This window comes from Paenibacillus azoreducens, assembly GCF_021654775.1.
GTDB lineage: Bacteria > Bacillota > Bacilli > Paenibacillales > Paenibacillaceae > Paenibacillus_AQ > Paenibacillus_AQ azoreducens.
The window spans coordinates 1,273,042-1,289,842 of sequence record NZ_AP025343.1 but is presented as its reverse complement, the minus strand read 5'-3'; the positions used below and the strand labels follow the sequence as shown (position 1 = coordinate 1,289,842).

Sequence of the window (16,801 nt, the reverse complement as noted above, 5' to 3'; positions counted from 1 at the left end):
CGATTAATTCATTATTATCGAAATGAGGAGTCCTTGGGGCTGCCAATCAACCTTCGCCCCTAACGACTCGCTAATCAAGCGAAGCGGCAAATAGGCGGTTCCACCTACAGTGAACGGTTTATTTTGAAGCTCAATTGGCTTATCATTCAGCTTTGTTGCACCCGTATTCATATCGATCGTAATCTTCAAGCTGTCCTTGCCATCCTTCTTCTGCACCACAGTTGCCATCTTCGTGTTTGCATCCCATCCTACCTCAGCGCCTAGATCGCTGAAAATCGAACGCAGCGGTACGAATGCCTGCCCATTGCGAACGAGCGCACCGTTGGATAGCTGAGGCGCCTTTCCATTCAAGCGGACCGTAATCGCCTTTTGCATCAGAACCGGCCTGTCATACATAAATTTATAATCGCCATACCCAAGCTCGCCCTGCTTATTAATCCCCCATCCCCATAGGGAACCGTCTTTCTTCTCCATGATGAAATGGCGCATGGCAGGCTCGATCTGCATCACATCCGAAGCAAGCAGCTCAAATTTCGGATTTGCGGATATATTGTCATTTTCAATCGATGTGCGGTATACCTTGTGATCCTCAGTCAACACAATCAAGCTGCGTTCGACGACATAAGCCTCTTTTACCTTATTGATTGTCTTGACCTGTACAGGCTTCCCGACATGATACTCCGATCCATCCGATCCGTACGGCACAGTTGAACCTAAAAACCATAGCTTTGCATTCGCATCAATCGCAAGCGTTGTCTGATTATTGGAGTAGATCTTCTGCATCTTGGCTATTCCTTTCCACTGGCTAGGTGCAGCCGATTGACCAGCAGCAACCCGGGTGGGGAACCTCCAAACGGTTCCGTCAACTGCCAAAGCTACGTTATTAGCCAGCATGTTGACCTTCGGCAAACCAGCAACGGGCTTCACTTTATCCGGTTTTCCACCTTCATTCTGCCATAGCGTTCCATCTTGCCGAAGAAGCAGCCACTTTCCCTCCGTGGAGTAATCTTCAAACGGCGGCTTCTGCCTTGGAATGGTTCGATTGTAGCTGCTGACGGCAACTACATGATCTAACACATTACTTGGTTTAACTACTTCATTCTTTAAAGATTGAATAGTAAATTCATATAAATGTCCTTCTTTATCCAACGCCACATATGTACCTATCCCGTCAGCTACGTCAACCACATCACGAAGACCCTTAACCTGAAGCAGTTTCTCTTCCCCAGGACTCCAGCTATATTCCGGCTTATAATACCAAACCGTTTGATCTTTCTTTTGAATGAACTGATCATTAATGATCCGCTCAACTTCGGTTAGTGCTACAACCTGAGTTGGTACTGCCCTTGTATCTCCCCAGATCCAATAGGAGCCATCCTTCTTCACTAACGATGCAGCCTTGAAGCTGGTCACATTCGAATTGCTTTTCGTTTCAGCGGCATATGCCGGCATTGCTGCTGATATAGCTAAGGCTGCTATGCTAAAGCTCAACATCCATTTCCGAATATTCATAAACAGGCGCTCCTCTGAGGTTATATATTGGGTTGTAATGATAGACGCAGGAAAGGGTAAGAAGTTTCAGCGCATAAACAACCTGACCCCCTTTAATATGATGATGCCTTTTATCTGCCAAGTAATTGATGGCGCAATCTGGGTGGGTAACGCAAATCCATATCGTAAATGTCCCGATGATTGTAATGAGGCAGCCATTTAGAGCAAGAAACCATGCTATATAAGTTGAACCAATGATTTGCACGGATGTAGGCAGCCGGGTGAAATGTTCTTTCGATCGCTGTTGCTCCCGGATTTCTTTGATTTATACTAAATTCATGGTTGAAATCCGATCACAAAGGCGAACGCTTCGCTTCTCCGTAAATCTTTCTCCCTCTTGCCTATTCCTTATGCTTTTCTTTAGTTCAACTTATATAGTTTCTGAGCAGTATCGCTTGAAAATGGGGATTTCCCTCGCCCATAAAACGGGTGTGAAAGTCTTCGATTTGAAAATAACCTTTGATGATCCGCTCGATCTCCTCATCGGGGTACATGGCAAAATAACGCTTTGGCTTATATGAATCCTGCTCCCAAATGCCGTCCGTGGACATCCCTCCATAAAGTCCCAAATAAAATATACCGCTAGGCTTCAAAATCCGTTTGATTTCCGTGAGCACAACATGCAGCTGAGCTTTCGGAACATGCAGCAAGCAATTCATGGCGTACACCGCATCAAAGGAGCAATCCGCAAAATCCAAATGGTAAAAATCCATCACCCTTGCGCGCAGCCCCTTTTCCTTGCATAAACGGACCATCTCTTCCGACAAATCTACAGCCGTTATATCAAAGCCATGTTCCTTAAAAAACAAACTGTCCCGACCCGGACCCGCGCCGATTTCTAAAATGCTTCGCACATGATGGGATCGGAATACATCAAGCACATGATCCCTTTCGTCTGCTTTCCAGCCTTCCAGTTCCGCTGAGTTTCTGAGATCAGCATGATTGTCGTAGGCCTGTCGAAGGGTTGATTTAACGTCCAAGAGTTCCTCGTTATTCTCCTCAGTCTCAGCAACGACTTCCCCCAACGGTTCATCCCCTTTCATCGCTCTCTTGTCTGCCATTAGCATTTCGACGAATTTAACATCAGCTGGTGCAAAAGTATACTCGCCAAGCTCATGCAGATCCACCCAACGGAACTCGTCATGATCAGTAAGTTTGATTGCACCGCCGATAAAGCGAGCTTTGTATGCAATCAGCCGGATGTGCTTTTCCCCATAATGATGGTCGTTTGTTCCAAACCATGCATACGGCTCGATGTTGATTTGCATTTCTTCACGCAATTCACGCTTTAAACACTCTTGAGGGGTTTCGCCAGCCTCCAGCTTGCCCCCTGGAAACTCCCACATATCAGCTTGCGGTTTCCCCGTTCGTTTTCTGGCGATTAAAATCCGCCCTTGCTCGTTTTCGATGATTGCTGCAGCTACTTGGATCACAAGGGGTCACCTCCTGTAATGGAAATTTCTTGTCTATGTATTTGATGTATAAAGCCACAATGTTAGATTACCATATTCCAAAATTAAGTCATAAAACAATTGACTTCATAATTTCCTCATGCTATATTGTGCATACACGATATACACAATTTAAAGAGGAGGAACTTTATGCTAGCATTAGACGTTAGAAATTTAAACAAAACATATCCGAATTTTCAGTTAAAAGATATATCGTTTCAACTGGAAAAAGGTTATATTATGGGATTTATCGGCGCCAATGGCGCAGGAAAAACAACCACAATCAAATCGATCCTCAATATGATTCATCTTGATAGCGGCGAGATACACATTTTAGGTAAAAACATTGCCGAACACGAAGTCGAATTGAAACAAGAACTCGGATATGCGTTTGGCGGCATCGATTTTTATACTCGGAGCAAAATGAAAACATTGACTAGTGTGATTAAAAGATTCTATACGAATTGGGATGATGAAACCTATTACAGCTATTTGAGAAGATTCAAATTGGATGAAAACAAAAAAATCGTCGATTTGTCGACGGGAATGAAAGTAAAGTACAGTTTGGCCCTGGCCTTATCCCATGGTGCAAAGCTTCTCATCCTCGATGAACCAACAAGCGGACTCGATCCGGTCTCAAGAGATGATCTGCTCGATATTTTTCAAGAGCTCGTAGTCGATGGCGAAATCAGCATTCTTTTTTCCACCCACATTACAACTGACTTGGAAAAATGCGCGGATTTTATTACCTATATCGAAAACGGACAAATTATCAAAAGTGCCGACAAAGAAGAATTTAAGGAGTCCTATCGCTTGTTGAACGGCAACGAAGACCAGCTAAACCAGGTGAAAGAAAAGTTGATTTCCTACAAACTAAATTCATTCGGCTTTACAGGATTGATCCACTCCAAAGACTTCGATCCATCTTCCGATATTAAAGCAACCACGCCGAGTCTCGAGGAAATCATGATCTATTTCGCGAAAAAGGAGGATGCGTATGTTTAACTTATTGATAAAAGATTTGAAATTAGGCGTAAATCCGTTGTTTTTTGTATTTCCTATTTTGATGGGCGCCTTAATGCTCATTCCGGGTTGGTTGTATTTTATTGTGGTTATGTATTTTTTCTGGGTAACGGCACCGAATTTGTTCGCCCAATTCAGAAGCTCGAACGATTTACTCTTTACCGCGATGATGCCTGTAACCAAGAAAGACATGGTGAAGGCAAGGGTGTCCGTTTTTGTTATCCTGGAATTAATGCATATTGTGTTTGCTATGATCTACGGTTTGTTCACGATTCACCTATACCCGAATCTGACGTACCATTTCTTCGCGCCGCACATGGGTTTCTGGGGGCTAAACTTTGCCATGTTTGCGATCTATAACATTATCTTGATACCCATGTATTACAAGACGGCGTATAAATATGGTACGGCGCAGCTTGTATCTATAGTGGCCGCTATGATTTTTGCCGGTGTTGCCCAATGGCTGGGAATCCAGAGTTCTTATTTGTTTGACATTTTCAATGGGTCCGGTGCTGACAATATGGCGCTTCAAACATCTATTCTGGTCGCAGGAATCATTATTTTCATTGCATTCACGATGATTGCTTATCGAATTGGGGTTAAACGATTCCTGCAAGTGGAGATACAATGAACATAGCAATTTCGAACACATCTGAAAAACCGATTTATCAGCAGCTTTTCGAACAAATCAGCGCCCAAATTTTGAAAGGAGAGCTTGAAAGCGGCTATTGTTTACCACCCATTCGACAAGCAGCCCTGGAGCTTCGTGTTAGTGTCATCACCGTCAAAAAAGCTTGGGAAGAACTCGAACGAAGCGGTTTGATCAATACAGTCACAGGTAAAGGGTGTTTTGTGGCCGAATTCTCTTCCGATGAGATGCTTCGAATACGCAACGAAATGATCCTGAAGCAAATGGAAAGTGACACTTCATACTACAAATCCTTTGGCCTGACTCTAGATGAAGTTATTGAGCTGTTAAAGAAGATTTATTAACGGGAGCGACATTCGGTAGACCGCCATAAGAAAAACGACTATCGACGTACTTTCTAGGAAGACAGACCGCATTTAGCGGATGTTTTTCTTGCGATTATAGGATTTCTTAAGCTCCGCTTAAAATTTATAAATTCTATAATCTTAAAAAAATGCCCCCCCCCTGGAATAAAGAATTCCCTTAGGGGGGCGCATCACGGCGAGTGCGAAACTTAATGGCAATTGAATTAGAATACCTTCAGGATGCTTACTGCCACACTTTCGGCAGAATTCCAAAAGCATATATGCTACACGAACCTCAGAGTCTGCGAAACATTGTGTTTTTAAGCACGACCTCCCGCACAAAAGACTCACTCAAAGCAGATGAACCACCTACCGCTTCTTCAAGCTTGAACAGACCAGTCTCGCTGAAAAACTTGCAAAAGTGCATCTGTTCTCGGCAGGCAGCTCCGTATCGTTAAAAAACTTGCAAAAGTGCATCTGTTTTCGTCAGTCAGCTCCGTTATCGTTGAAATGCTTGCAAAAGTGCAGGCTTTTTCCGCCTTTTGAGCGTTTTTACACGATTCATGGTCAAATTGATGCACAATCGCAACAATTTTGCGTTTTAACTCCTACAATGCCAGAAAAGAGTGCACAAACGCAACAATTTGTAATCCGTATCCATATGCACATGATGCAAAGATGCGGCGGTTACAGGTTACGGGGAAGTTCCTTAGTTATTCTGTTACCTTTGGCAAAATGATCTTTGACTTGCCGCACACCGAACAAACCCAATCCTTACTTTGAGCAGCGTTTATGACATACTTATATCATGCGCTTAAGCCGCTCACAAAAACAAACACCCTCCCCATCCTAACTGATGTAAAGGGTGTTCTATCCTATATCAGCTTCCGTCTATACCACTTATCGCCCCTGAACCGCCACCAGAAAATGGCCCCGCGTACGCTCCATTCGGTTACCATCGCAATCCAAACGCCCATAATGCCGAACTTGAAGGTGATCGCGAGCACATAACCCAGAATAACCCGCAATACCCACATCGACAGCAGCGACGTAATCGAAGTGAAGTTCGAATCCCCTGCCGCGCGTAAAGCCGAAGGCATAATGAAGCTGGCGGACCAGAAAATCGGCTGCGTTATGGTGATGAGAAGAGTAAGCTTAAATATATCCGGGATAATCTCGGCCGGCGGGGAGAACAGTCTCACAATCCACGGGAATAACGGCAGAATAATCGCTGAAATCACGATAAAAAGGACGGTCGACAGCCCGATAAAGGACTTAATAAACTTTCTCGCGTCCGGAATGCTTCCATTCCCGATACATTGGCCCACCACCGTGACGACGGCGATACTCAGCGCACTTCCCCCGATCTGGAACAACATCGAAATCGAGCCGCTGATCGCATTGACCGTAATCGCAAGCGTACCCAGCTGCACAATAAAAGTTTGCGTAAGCAGCTTGCCGCCATTAAAAAACATTTGCTCCGCAGCAAAAGGCACCCCGATGATCATAATCTTTTTGAGCAAAGAAAAATCGATCTTCAGCGCATCCTTGAGGCGGTACCGGAGCGTATGGTTCATTTTGATCAAGTAAAACAGCGAAATGCCCATTCCGAGCACCCTTGCCGTAATCAATGAAATGATGAGCCCGATCACGCCCATATCAAGGACGGTAATAAATAAAATATTAAGCAGCAGATAAGATAAGTTCAAAATAAGGGAAAGCCCCAGACAAGCCTTCGTCTCCGCTACGCCTCGAAGCGCCCCCGTCACCGCCTGAAAAACAGCAATAAACGGATACGAAATACAGCTTCCGATCAGGTAAATCCGGGCATTCTGGAATACATCCGCTTCCGCCTGGCCGAACAGCAAATTCAGCACCGGAGTGTGAAAAGCGATCACGATCACGCATAAAAAAATGGATATCACCGCAACTGCCGAAATGGCCTGCGCGGCTGCCCTGGATACCATCTTGTCATTCCCGCTGCCTTTATACTGCGCCACGATGACGGTTCCCCCCGTTGCCACGGCAATAAAGACGTTAACGAGGAAAATGTTCAGCGAATCCACCATGCTGACCGCACTTACGGCAGCCACGCCCGAGGAAGCAATCATCGCCGTGTTCATCAAACTCATCAAAATAATAAAAGCTTGATCCACAAATATCGGAATAATGATCGCGATAATTTGCTTGTAATCAAGCTTGGTTCCAGTAAAGTACTTATTCAGGAATACATTGGTTTTCTGTTTATAATATGGAGCTGGCGAACCCAAGATATCATCTCTTTTTCATTGAAGTTTAAAGTGTACATCGTATTATAGCATGCTTTTGGCAAAAGAGATGTGATGGAAAAAATTTTTTTATTGCACGAACAACCCGCCTTCTTGAATCTCCTTTTAGGGGAGAACTTCAAATTTCTAAATGACATTCTCCAAGAAACTGCATTTGCGAGAGCATCCGGATCTTATTCCTTGACTTTGACCGTCACCGCAAACGCTGAAGTTGCTGTGCCTCCTCGTCCATCTGTTACCGTGATCGTCACGGTTGTAGAACCTGCAGCAACCGGGGTCAACGTCACCTTTTGTCCCGAGACGTAAATCGTTGCAATGTTTGCCGCTGCAGACGTTGCCGTGACGGTCAAAATGCCTTGATCCGGATCGGTAAGATACGGGCTGAGATCTAAAGTTATCGGCGCATCGCCCACTTGCAGTGTTTGGGCGGGGAGCGTCCCGATCGCAAGCGGTTTATTAACTGTGACTTGGAACTCGGTCGTCGCTTCACCGCCATTGCCGTCCTGGGCTTTCAGCTGAATTGTCGTCATGCCGGACGCAAGAGCGTGTACCGCCGCCTGCGTTCCGTTAACCGAGACCGCTGCGAGACTTGGGTCCAGCGAGATCGCTTCGTAAGTTAGCGTGTCTTGGTCCGGATCGTCAAACACTGTCGACAAATCGATGATGTAGTCATCCTCCCCAACGGTGATCGTTCGGTTGTTTGGCGTTTGCTTCACCACCGGATTCCGGTTTGCCGCTCCTGTTACATACAATTGGAACGATTGAGTCTGCGTGCCGCCGCGTCCATCAGATGCTTTGACCGTTACCGTCGTGCTGCCGACTTGTAAAGGACTCAGCACTAGCTGATCTGCATTGAGAGTAAATGCGGTGATGCTGGGGTCTCCGACACTGATTTCATAAGTAAGCAGGTCATTGTCGGCAGCGGTAAAAAAGGAGTTCAGCGAAAGGAAAACATCGCCTGTACCAATCTCTTTCCTCTGATCCGGAATTCCGGAACCATGCGGAGGCGAGGCCTTGACAGTTACGATGAACTGCGTCTGTACCCTGCCTCCCTTGCCATCATTTGCCGTGACGGTGATCGTCGCCGTTCCGGCGTTAACAGAGGTAATGGACAAGCTTGCTCCGTTGACGCCAACTGCGGCAACACCAGTGTTCGAGGATACAGCCGAATAAGTCAGAGCGTCTTGGTCCTCATCTGCAAATACATCCACAAGGCTCACCGACTGAACACCGTCCGTTACTCCTGTGGTCACAGGAGAAATTGCTGTTTTCACGGTTGGAGCATGATTGGATGGAGTTGGGGTTGGAGTCGGATTTGGGCTTGGGCTTGGATTTTGACTTGGATTTGAAGCGGAAGTTGACGGCACCGGGTTCGGAGGATACCGATCATCAATGCCGATTTGCACATGTTTGATCTGTCCGCGCACCTGGTCCAGGTTTTTAATTACCTGTGACAATTTGACATCCTTAGGCAACTGCACTTCATTGATTCCTACGCTGCTGCCGATCGTCAGCTTCGTTTGCGAATTCGTTATCTGCAGGGTTTCGATTTGAGCTTTCCCTTTCAACTGAACGGCTTGTCCGCCGTCCACGATCAACATCTTGATCTTGGCGTTAGCCTCAAAATTGGTAAGTCCTTTCGTCAAAAGCACTTGACCCAGGGCGTCGCCTCTAACCGTGACGCCTTCCCCGGAAATCTTCACGCTTCCTCCGTATGAAGTACCGCTCGCATCCAGCACAACACCGTCCTTGACGATTTCCAGTTCGGACAGATCGTTTAAGTTATGGTTGGCCGACTTATATTTCAACACAGCCCCTTCCAGCGCCTCACGATTCCGTTCGCCAAGAAGCTGCTTCAACTTTCCAGCTACCAAATATGGGCTCCCGTCAACAAAAATCAGGTCGCCATCCACTTTGGTGATTGCTGTCGTCTGTTCTTCAGTATGAAAAACATCCAGTAAAAACGATGCAATGTCCTTACGTGAAACGGAACTCTGCGGGTGCAATTTTTCATCGGTCGCATCTATTAATCCTAAACGCAGTGCCGTATCAACTAAACTTGCCGCCCATGAGGAAACCTGTCCACTATCCTGTATCCGGGGGATTTGTCCTCCGCGCGCGTCCGTTCCATTCACTGCCCTTACGAAGACGGCGGCCAACTCTTCGCGGGTAACGGGATCATGCGGGTGGAACAATTCCGATCCTTCTCCTGCCATCAACCCGGCTCGTTTCACGGCCTCTATGTAAGAAGCGCTCCAGTTAGATTCCGTCACGTCGGCAAACGCCGGAGCGGGTGCATCCGATAAAGGCAAATGCAGCGCCCGTGCCAACAAAACAGCTAATTCTTGACGGGTTAAAACCTCATTAGGACGGAAATGTCCTGAAGAGTCTCCTTCCAGCAAACCCATGTTCACTGCCTTCTGAATGATGTCTTGTTCGGACGATGTCAATCCGTTCAAATCGGAAAATCCCGCTGGCAAAGCCCGATTAGTAAGCGGCTTCTCTCTCGTGCCAGTCAACCCCGAAGACAAGTGATCGTTTGCCTTGAACTGCTCATTCGCAGTCGATCCCTCTGCATATGCCAGTCCCGGAATAGAGCCGACAATCAAAGCTCCGGTAAGCAAAGACGTCTGCAAGCGGCGAACGTTTTTCTTGCCTGCATTGAACTGCTTCTGTTTGCCCATTGTATCCCCTCTTTAAATAGAAATCAGATCTGCTTTGTTTTGCATATTGTTCATTCGACAATTTTCATTTTTTTCCTTCATCGAGATTAGATTGGTATTAGGAATTGTGTTGGGTTACCATACTTCAATTCGGCAGCTGCTGTTTGCTTGTCAGCAAATAAATAAAAAAACTTCACACCTTATCGGCGTGAAGAGATCAGTTTCATATTCAGAATCATTTCTTTTTTATTTCTCTGAGCTGTTTAAATGTCCGATTCGCTTCATGCCTTACCTGGCTGCTCCGCTCGAATCCGGTTTCCGATCATGATATTCCCATTCAAGAAACCGGCGTCATCGTCGGCGTCTTGGGACCGCCGTGCAAAGCGCGGGTTAGCTGCAAAGTTGCGGCATAGGCGAGCAGCGAAATAAGCAGAGACCCAAGCAGTTCAATCGCCTGCCCCACATGCATCCGCGTAAAAAAGCTATGAGCTCCCAGACCGCAAAATGTCATGACCACGACCCCTGCCCCCACCTTAAAAAATATGCGGAAGTCGAAATAAATGCCGATCGTGCTGGCCACGGAGAAAAAATTAAGCAATGTCGCAAGCACCATGCCAAGCCCGAATCCAAGCGCAACTCCTTTGGTCCCGAAGTTGGAACCAAGCACAAAAATCATGCTCACTTCAAAAATATTCGTCATGATATGGTTCCACATCACTGTTGAAGCTTTGCCCAAACCAAGCAAAATGGCTTGCAGCGGCGCTTCAAAATAAAAGAAAAAGAACAGCGGGGCCACGATTTTGAGCAGCGCTCCCGCTTCCGGCGCGTGATAAATAATACCCGTCAGCGGTTCGGCCCATAAATACAAGATGACGGTGCAGGGCAGACCGGCAAGCAGCGCAATCCGCAGCGCCATATCCATATGCTTGTGCATGAGCTGGCTGTTATTGTCCACGCTCGCTTCGCTGATCGCCGGAATTAACGCTGTCGACAGCGACTGCGTAAAAAAGCTCGGAAGAAACAACAGCGGAATCGCGTACCCGGCGAGCAGACCAAACTCTTTGGTTGCCATCTCAACGCCGATGCCGTACAGCACCAGGCTTTTCGTTATGAGCAGCGGCAGAAACGCACGGTATACGGAATGGATTAAACCGCTGCCTGTCATCGGCAAGCCGATGCGCAGCAGGTCTCTAAGCGTGTGATCCTTTTTAGTTGAAACTCCTTCCGCAAGTTGCGGGTTTGCCTTGGCTCTTCCCCGATTGGACCATTTGAACATGGAGAACAAATAGAGTAAACCAAATCCTTCCCCGATCACGGAAGCGGCCATTGCCCCCGCAGCGGCGTAAGCGATGCCGTAAGGCAGCAAAATGTTAACCACGCCGATAATGACGATGATCTGCGCCAGATTCTCAACAATGTCAGAGATCGCGAGCGGATTCATGTTCTGCCTGCCGCGGAAGTATCCCTTGAGCACAGCTGACACCGCAACAATCGGAATGATCGGCGTTATGGCAACCATCGCATAAAACGCCCGCTGATCGGCTAATACAAGCGAAGCGATCCATTTGGAGCCAAAAAGAGCTGCCGAGGTCAATACAATACTGAGTGTCCCCGTCACGCTTAAAGATACGGCAAGAATCCGCTTGACCCTGGCTTGATCGCCCCTTGCCTCGGCCTCTGAGACCAGCTTCGAGATCGCAACTGGCAGCCCCAGCTCCGTCAGCGTAATAAACAACGGAAGCAGCGGATGAGCAATCATCAAGAGACCTACCCCTTCAGCTCCCAAAAAACGTGCCAGCAATATTCCGTTCACAAACCCGAGCCCTTTGGTAAAAAACGACGACACGGTCAAAATGAACGTCCCGCGCATAAAACTTTGTTTATTCATTCCCATTAGTCGCATCCCCACCCTACTGTCTGTCCTGTCCTACTTTTTAAGCCTATTCGGATCGTGGACAATACATGCAGAGAAGTATGTGAAATAACCCCACAAAGTGGAGCCTATGCTTCGATGCTTATTCCAAATACTTTGCGGGGACCCCCAAAAAAACTTATAAATTCTATACTGCTGAAAAAAGGGGGGGCTGTCTGCCACCTGGTGAATCGCTTTTAAGCATCGGAAGCAGTGTCCTTATCTTTTGCTAGCTCTATCAGCGATCGCGATTGACGAAGTAATTCAGCAGGTGACGGAGGAACGCAATATTGCGCGGCATGCCCTTCAATGCTTCCATCGCCAGACAGTAGTGCTCCCACATCTCTTTTCTGGCGCCCTCCCGGCCAAGGATGGATACAAAGTTCGAATTGTTGTTATGAGCATCCTGACCAACAGGCTTTCCAAGTACATGCGTATCCCCCTCCAGATCTAGCAAGTCATCTTTAATCTGAAAGGCAATCCCGGCATGATAGGCATATTTCTTTAGCGTTTCGATCTCTTCCCCAGAGATCTGAGCGAGAATAGCCGGCATGACAAGAGAGGCTTCAAAGGCGATTCCCGTCTTATAAAAGCAAATCATGTTCAGTTGGTCGAGATTCAGCGCCTTCCCCTTGGAATCAAGGTCCATCGCTTGCCCCATGCACATCTCCTCCGTCTTATGCGCGGAATATTGCATCAGGTCAAGTACAGCCTTCGGATCAAAAGACTTAAGCGACGACTGCTCTTTAATCGCCTTTTGAATGAGGAATAGTCCTGTCAATTCGGCTGTCGCAATATTATGCACCTGATGCAAAGTTGGACGGCCGCGCCGGATAGAGGCATTATCCTGTGAAGGCAGATCATCAAAGATTAAAGAAGCCGTATGCATATACTCAATAGATCGCAGAAGAGGTATAATCTCGGACGCATTCAGACCGTATGCGTTCACGGCTATAGCCCAAGACAGAATCGGACGCAGCCGTTTGCCGTCACCCTCCAGGCAGTAATTTGCCGCATCAATAAGCGGCTCTTTCATCGGAGAGATATCGTCTTCCTTTGCTATCTTTAAGACGCTGTTGATCTGATCGCGGGCTTTATGAACGGTGTCCAGGAATTCATCCTTCTCCTTCTGATCATGACGAAGGGCTGTAACAAGCTGGTCCCGGAGCAGCTTATCAAGGAAGTCCACATCATCCGCTTTCTGCACCATTTGCTGAACGAGCTTGTTCAATGCAGGAATTCCGGAAGCAAAGATATCCATGATCTCGTTGTATTTCTCCGTTCCTAAGCGCTCCTTGCAGCGCTTCAGGCCATTAATGGCACGATCCAGAATAACCTCTCTTGTGCTGGAATCGGAATGATGCACGCCATGAATCAGGTGATGAATAACCGCCCAGTATAATTCAAATGGATTGATGAGATCAGGACGCTGGTGGCGGTATTTTAAATAATAGGTGTACGGAGTGACCGCACCGTTGTCCATATCGTCAAACATATCGGCAAAATCATCCGCCAATTGATTGTAAATGCCATAGCAGAAAGTACGATGATCGAAGCCATCATCCACCGAAGCAGCAATGACGGATCGAATAATTTGCCGTGATGAAGAAGACTTCAGGATCACCGGAATATAGAGATCTTCATTGGTGTAGCTTGGGTAAGCAAGGTTTTTTGCACGATCCTGTTCTTGAGCTTGAAAAAAGACATAGGATTGCTCGAAGAAGATCTGCTTGGACTCTTCATTTTGAATATTCGCGATCGTTTCAAATGCCTCTTTAAGCTCTGCATGGATATATTGAATGAGCTCATGATTGCTTCCCGTCCATAATCCGATCTCCGGAACAATCCCTGTAAGCAGCGCGCTGCGGATCATGTGCGAATACTGCTCTTTCTCTTGCGGAGTTAATACATAGGAATCCAACAGATCGTCGATGAAGGGATAAGTTAGGCCATAGGAGTAGCCAAGCCGGATCGCTTCACTGAGTTTCTGTGCCCTTACAGCATGGGATACATCTACATCCAATTCTTCGTATACATGCATCATGACGCCGATGACGATCTTGATCAGCTTTCGCTGCGCATGTTCGGCGTTCATCCCCTCTGGAATATGGGCGGCCACTCCCTTGAGTTTGTCGATAAGCCAGATCGTAGATGCTTCAATGCCCAGTTTCTGCGACCAGCGATACAGCTCAGCCAAGTCCACCATCGCTGGAGGTTTATCGCCGTCTCCGGTAGTCAATTGAAGAACGTACCTTTTTACATCGGCAACAATTCTTTGTATACGGGTCTTCGTCTCAAGCGAATCCAAAGCTTTACCTAGATCTCTCATGTAAATGTATGAGACGCTTCGATCGAGATAATCTTCCAGTTTGCCTGTGTAATTCAGCCATTGAATGTATCGCCCATAATCTCGCGAATCAGGCCGTTTCTTTTTTTTGGAAAACAGGGATAACAGCGATGGCTGAGTAATATGACTTCTTTTCCAGAGCTGAATGTCATGGGTCAAGATGGGCAGGAAAGATTGATTCTTAACCTGAGCATCAAGAGTCGAAAAATATTGAGCTGCCTTCTCCTCCGCTAGACGATAACTGGTTTCGGGTTCGGCATGATATATATAATGTGCATTCATATGATGTTCCCTCGGTTTCTAAAAGAGTTAGAGCCATATCCGATTCATAACCCAGGAATTCATGATAATTTAAAAGGAGGAATGCTTGTCGCGCCTGCTTCTTCCATTCAAGTTCATACCTTTATACGAGGAAGAATGTTTGGGGTTGCAAGGAAATAATCCTTCTCAACTTGTCATGGCGAAGTCTAACAATGTATGCGGATCTAACGCCAGTTGTTCACGCTTTGACATAAGTCCTGTAATGGATTAGAAGAACAACATTAATAAATTTTTCAAACCCTTACTTTTGTGTGTTTTTCACGCTCACTACACCCATCCCGTTTCATTCCTCCGGCATATGATAATCCATATATTAGACATATGGAGATGAGCAAATGACAACCCCAATTGATGTGTTAATCCCAGCGATTGAGAAAGATCTGGCTACACTCCCCCATGTTATTGATTCAGTAAGAAAATATGTGAAGCATCCTATCCGCGAAATCATGATTGTAGCTCCCCGGAAGCAAAGAATTCTTGATCTTTGTGCGAAGAAGGGGTGTAGATTCGTTCATGAAGATACAGTTCTGCCCATAACGAAAAAGAACATCCATTATCAATCCAAAAGGTGGGATCGGTCCGGATGGCTTTATCAGCAGCTGCTTAAGCTGGGCGGTGATAAGGTGTGCTCATCCAAGCACTATTTGGTCATCGATGCCGATACCGTGCTTATTCGCCCGCATGTCTTCAAGGTGGGCAACAAAACGGTGTTTTACTGCAGAAACTGGAGCCAGGACGAATACTTCAAGACGTATAAAAAATTGATGGGAAAAAGCCGCTCCTCCCGGTCCTCCTTCGTGACCCATTACATGCTGTTCAATAAATCAAAAGTAAAGCAGCTAAAACAAGCGATTGAATCTAAACATCACAGCAGCTGGTACTCGGCGATTATGAAAAGCATGAATAAATCCAAACAATTCGCTTTTTCGGAATTTGAAACGTATGGGAACTTCCTATACTCGTCTGAGCCTGAAAAGATGATCTTAAAGCCTGCAAACAATAAAAGCTTGCATTCGAGTTTTTCGCAAATATCCCCTTCCAAGATGTCTTCCCTGACCAAGTCATATCGCTCCATTTCTTTTCACCAACGCAAAGAATATGTTAAATCTTCGAAGAAGGGAGCCAAATGAAGCCCTATCATGTCTACTGGAAGGGACCCGTACACAAAGCAAGCGGGCTTGGCCGTGCCAGCAGAGCGTATGCGCAAGCACTAAAGCGGCAGGGAGTGGCCGTTAGCATCGGAGCGTCAAACCACCGCAAAAACGGCGTCCAAGGCAAAAAGGTGCTGATTTATCACCATATTCCCAGCAGCATTCAATGGCAAAAAGAGCGCAGCGTATATGATTTCATTATTTTGAACACCGTTTGGGAAACAAGCAGGATCCCCAAGGGCTGGCTTCCCCATATGAACAAATTTGACGCGGTTTGCGTCCCCTCCCGGCAGAATAAAGGAACGCTAAGGAACAGCGGCGTGAAAGTCCCGATTTTTGTCGTTCCCCATGGCGTAAACACCAAGGAGTTTCATCCGAACAATAAGAAGATGTCTGTGCCGGGTGCGGCAGGCAGGTTTACATTCGTGTCCGTATTTGGCTTCCAGCATCGCAAAAATCCGGAGGGCCTCTTAAGGGCATATTGGGAAGAGTTTTCCTCTAAAGATAACGTCATGCTTGTGATCAAAACGAACGGATATGCGGCACATGAGAACGAAAAATGGATTCAGCAAAAAATACTGCAATACAAAAAAAGATTGGGCATTCAAAAGGATACAGCCCCCGTTGTCATTATCGGCCGCCGGCTCAGTGAAAACCAGCTTAAGGGTTTGTATACGCTTGGCAATGTTTTCGTCCTCCCCACTCGTGGCGAGGGGGTTGGGCTGCCTTTTCTGGAAGCGCTGGCGAGCGGCGTACCGGTCATCACCACAAGTTGGGGCGGGCAAATGGATTTTCTTACGCACAGCAACTCATTCCTCATTCCGTATCAGCTAAGGAGCCCGTCAAGCAGCATGAACAGAGCCATTTCGAAAAAATTCAGCAACCTGTTTGTGCAAAAGGGACAACTATGGGCGGAACCGGATCTGGGCAGCTTGAAAAAAACAATGAGGAAAGCGTACCAGAATCCCGGGCTTTGCAAACAAAAAGGACGCCAAGGCAGAAAGGATATGTTTCATTTATCCTGGGATCGGGCCGGGGCATTCATGAAACATGCGATTGAAGAAGTCATTCGATCCAAGAAATGAGAATGGAGGGTGATGT

General features: G+C 46.6%; 11 protein-coding genes. 5 read left to right on the top strand and 6 right to left on the bottom strand.

The window, feature by feature from the left end; all coding sequences use genetic code 11:
* Positions 1-3 precede the first annotated feature (3 nt).
* Both L6442_RS05485 and mutT read right to left on the bottom strand, forming a co-directional pair.
* Entirely contained in the window at positions 4-1,512 is a 1,509-nt protein-coding gene (locus tag L6442_RS05485) for a stalk domain-containing protein (RefSeq protein ID WP_212977738.1), read from the bottom strand.
* Between the two features lie 404 nt (positions 1,513-1,916).
* A complete protein-coding gene (gene mutT / locus L6442_RS05480) occupies positions 1,917-2,984 on the bottom strand; it encodes an 8-oxo-dGTP diphosphatase MutT (protein ID WP_212977739.1) in 1,068 nt (355 codons plus the stop codon).
* 168 nt (positions 2,985-3,152) lie between these two features.
* Here mutT and L6442_RS05475 point away from each other — a divergent pair, with 168 nt between their 5' ends.
* From L6442_RS05475 to L6442_RS05465, 3 genes are read left to right on the top strand one after another with little or no spacing between them, the layout of a single operon-like run.
* Entirely contained in the window at positions 3,153-4,007 is an 855-nt protein-coding gene (locus L6442_RS05475) for an ABC transporter ATP-binding protein (RefSeq protein ID WP_212977740.1), read from the top strand.
* A complete protein-coding gene (locus L6442_RS05470; RefSeq protein WP_212977741.1) occupies positions 4,000-4,656 on the top strand; it encodes an ABC-2 transporter permease in 657 nt (218 codons plus the stop codon). The genes L6442_RS05475 and L6442_RS05470 overlap by 8 nt, the downstream gene beginning before the upstream one ends.
* Positions 4,653-5,018, top strand: coding sequence for a GntR family transcriptional regulator (locus tag L6442_RS05465; RefSeq protein WP_212977742.1), 366 nt, complete (start codon positions 4,653-4,655; stop codon positions 5,016-5,018). Before L6442_RS05470 ends, L6442_RS05465 begins: the two co-directional genes overlap by 4 nt.
* An 875-nt stretch (positions 5,019-5,893) precedes the next feature.
* Here the strand turns inward: L6442_RS05465 and L6442_RS05460 are convergent.
* The 4 genes from L6442_RS05460 to L6442_RS05445 form a co-directional block, all read right to left on the bottom strand.
* A complete protein-coding gene (locus tag L6442_RS05460) occupies positions 5,894-7,288 on the bottom strand; it encodes an MATE family efflux transporter (protein ID WP_212977743.1) in 1,395 nt (464 codons plus the stop codon).
* A gap of 191 nt (positions 7,289-7,479) precedes the next feature.
* Positions 7,480-9,990, bottom strand: a complete 2,511-nt coding sequence (locus L6442_RS05455; RefSeq protein WP_212977744.1) for an S-layer homology domain-containing protein — start codon at positions 9,988-9,990, stop codon at positions 7,480-7,482.
* Between the two features lie 316 nt (positions 9,991-10,306).
* On the bottom strand, positions 10,307-11,857 hold the full coding sequence (spoVB, locus tag L6442_RS05450) for a stage V sporulation protein B (RefSeq protein ID WP_237100232.1): 1,551 nt from the start codon (positions 11,855-11,857) through the stop codon (positions 10,307-10,309).
* 262 nt (positions 11,858-12,119) lie between these two features.
* Positions 12,120-14,510 carry a polyprenyl synthetase family protein gene (locus L6442_RS05445; protein ID WP_212977746.1) on the bottom strand — a complete coding sequence of 797 codons (2,391 nt, stop codon included), beginning with the start codon at positions 14,508-14,510 and terminating at the stop codon, positions 12,120-12,122.
* Between the two features lie 374 nt (positions 14,511-14,884).
* On the opposite strand from L6442_RS05445, the gene L6442_RS05440 reads away from it, so the two are divergent.
* Positions 14,885-15,679: a DUF6492 family protein gene (locus L6442_RS05440; protein WP_212977747.1), complete on the top strand. Its 795-nt coding sequence runs from the start codon at positions 14,885-14,887 to the stop codon at positions 15,677-15,679.
* On the top strand, positions 15,676-16,785 hold the full coding sequence (locus L6442_RS05435) for a glycosyltransferase (protein ID WP_212977748.1): 1,110 nt from the start codon (positions 15,676-15,678) through the stop codon (positions 16,783-16,785). Before L6442_RS05440 ends, L6442_RS05435 begins: the two co-directional genes overlap by 4 nt.
* The last annotated feature ends 16 nt before the right edge of the window (positions 16,786-16,801 follow it).

Coding starts and splice junctions, on each gene's coding strand:
- L6442_RS05445 (WP_212977746.1), bottom strand. CDS start 14,510: ATGAATGCACATTATATATATCATGCCGAACCCGAAACCAGTTATCGT.
- L6442_RS05455 (WP_212977744.1), bottom strand. CDS start 9,990: ATGGGCAAACAGAAGCAGTTCAATGCAGGCAAGAAAAACGTTCGCCGC.
- L6442_RS05465 (WP_212977742.1), top strand. CDS start 4,653: ATGAACATAGCAATTTCGAACACATCTGAAAAACCGATTTATCAGCAG.
- L6442_RS05440 (WP_212977747.1), top strand. CDS start 14,885: ATGACAACCCCAATTGATGTGTTAATCCCAGCGATTGAGAAAGATCTG.
- L6442_RS05470 (WP_212977741.1), top strand. CDS start 4,000: ATGTTTAACTTATTGATAAAAGATTTGAAATTAGGCGTAAATCCGTTG.
- L6442_RS05485 (WP_212977738.1), bottom strand. CDS start 1,512: ATGAATATTCGGAAATGGATGTTGAGCTTTAGCATAGCAGCCTTAGCT.
- L6442_RS05475 (WP_212977740.1), top strand. CDS start 3,153: ATGCTAGCATTAGACGTTAGAAATTTAAACAAAACATATCCGAATTTT.
- L6442_RS05435 (WP_212977748.1), top strand. CDS start 15,676: ATGAAGCCCTATCATGTCTACTGGAAGGGACCCGTACACAAAGCAAGC.
- spoVB (WP_237100232.1), bottom strand. CDS start 11,857: ATGAATAAACAAAGTTTTATGCGCGGGACGTTCATTTTGACCGTGTCG.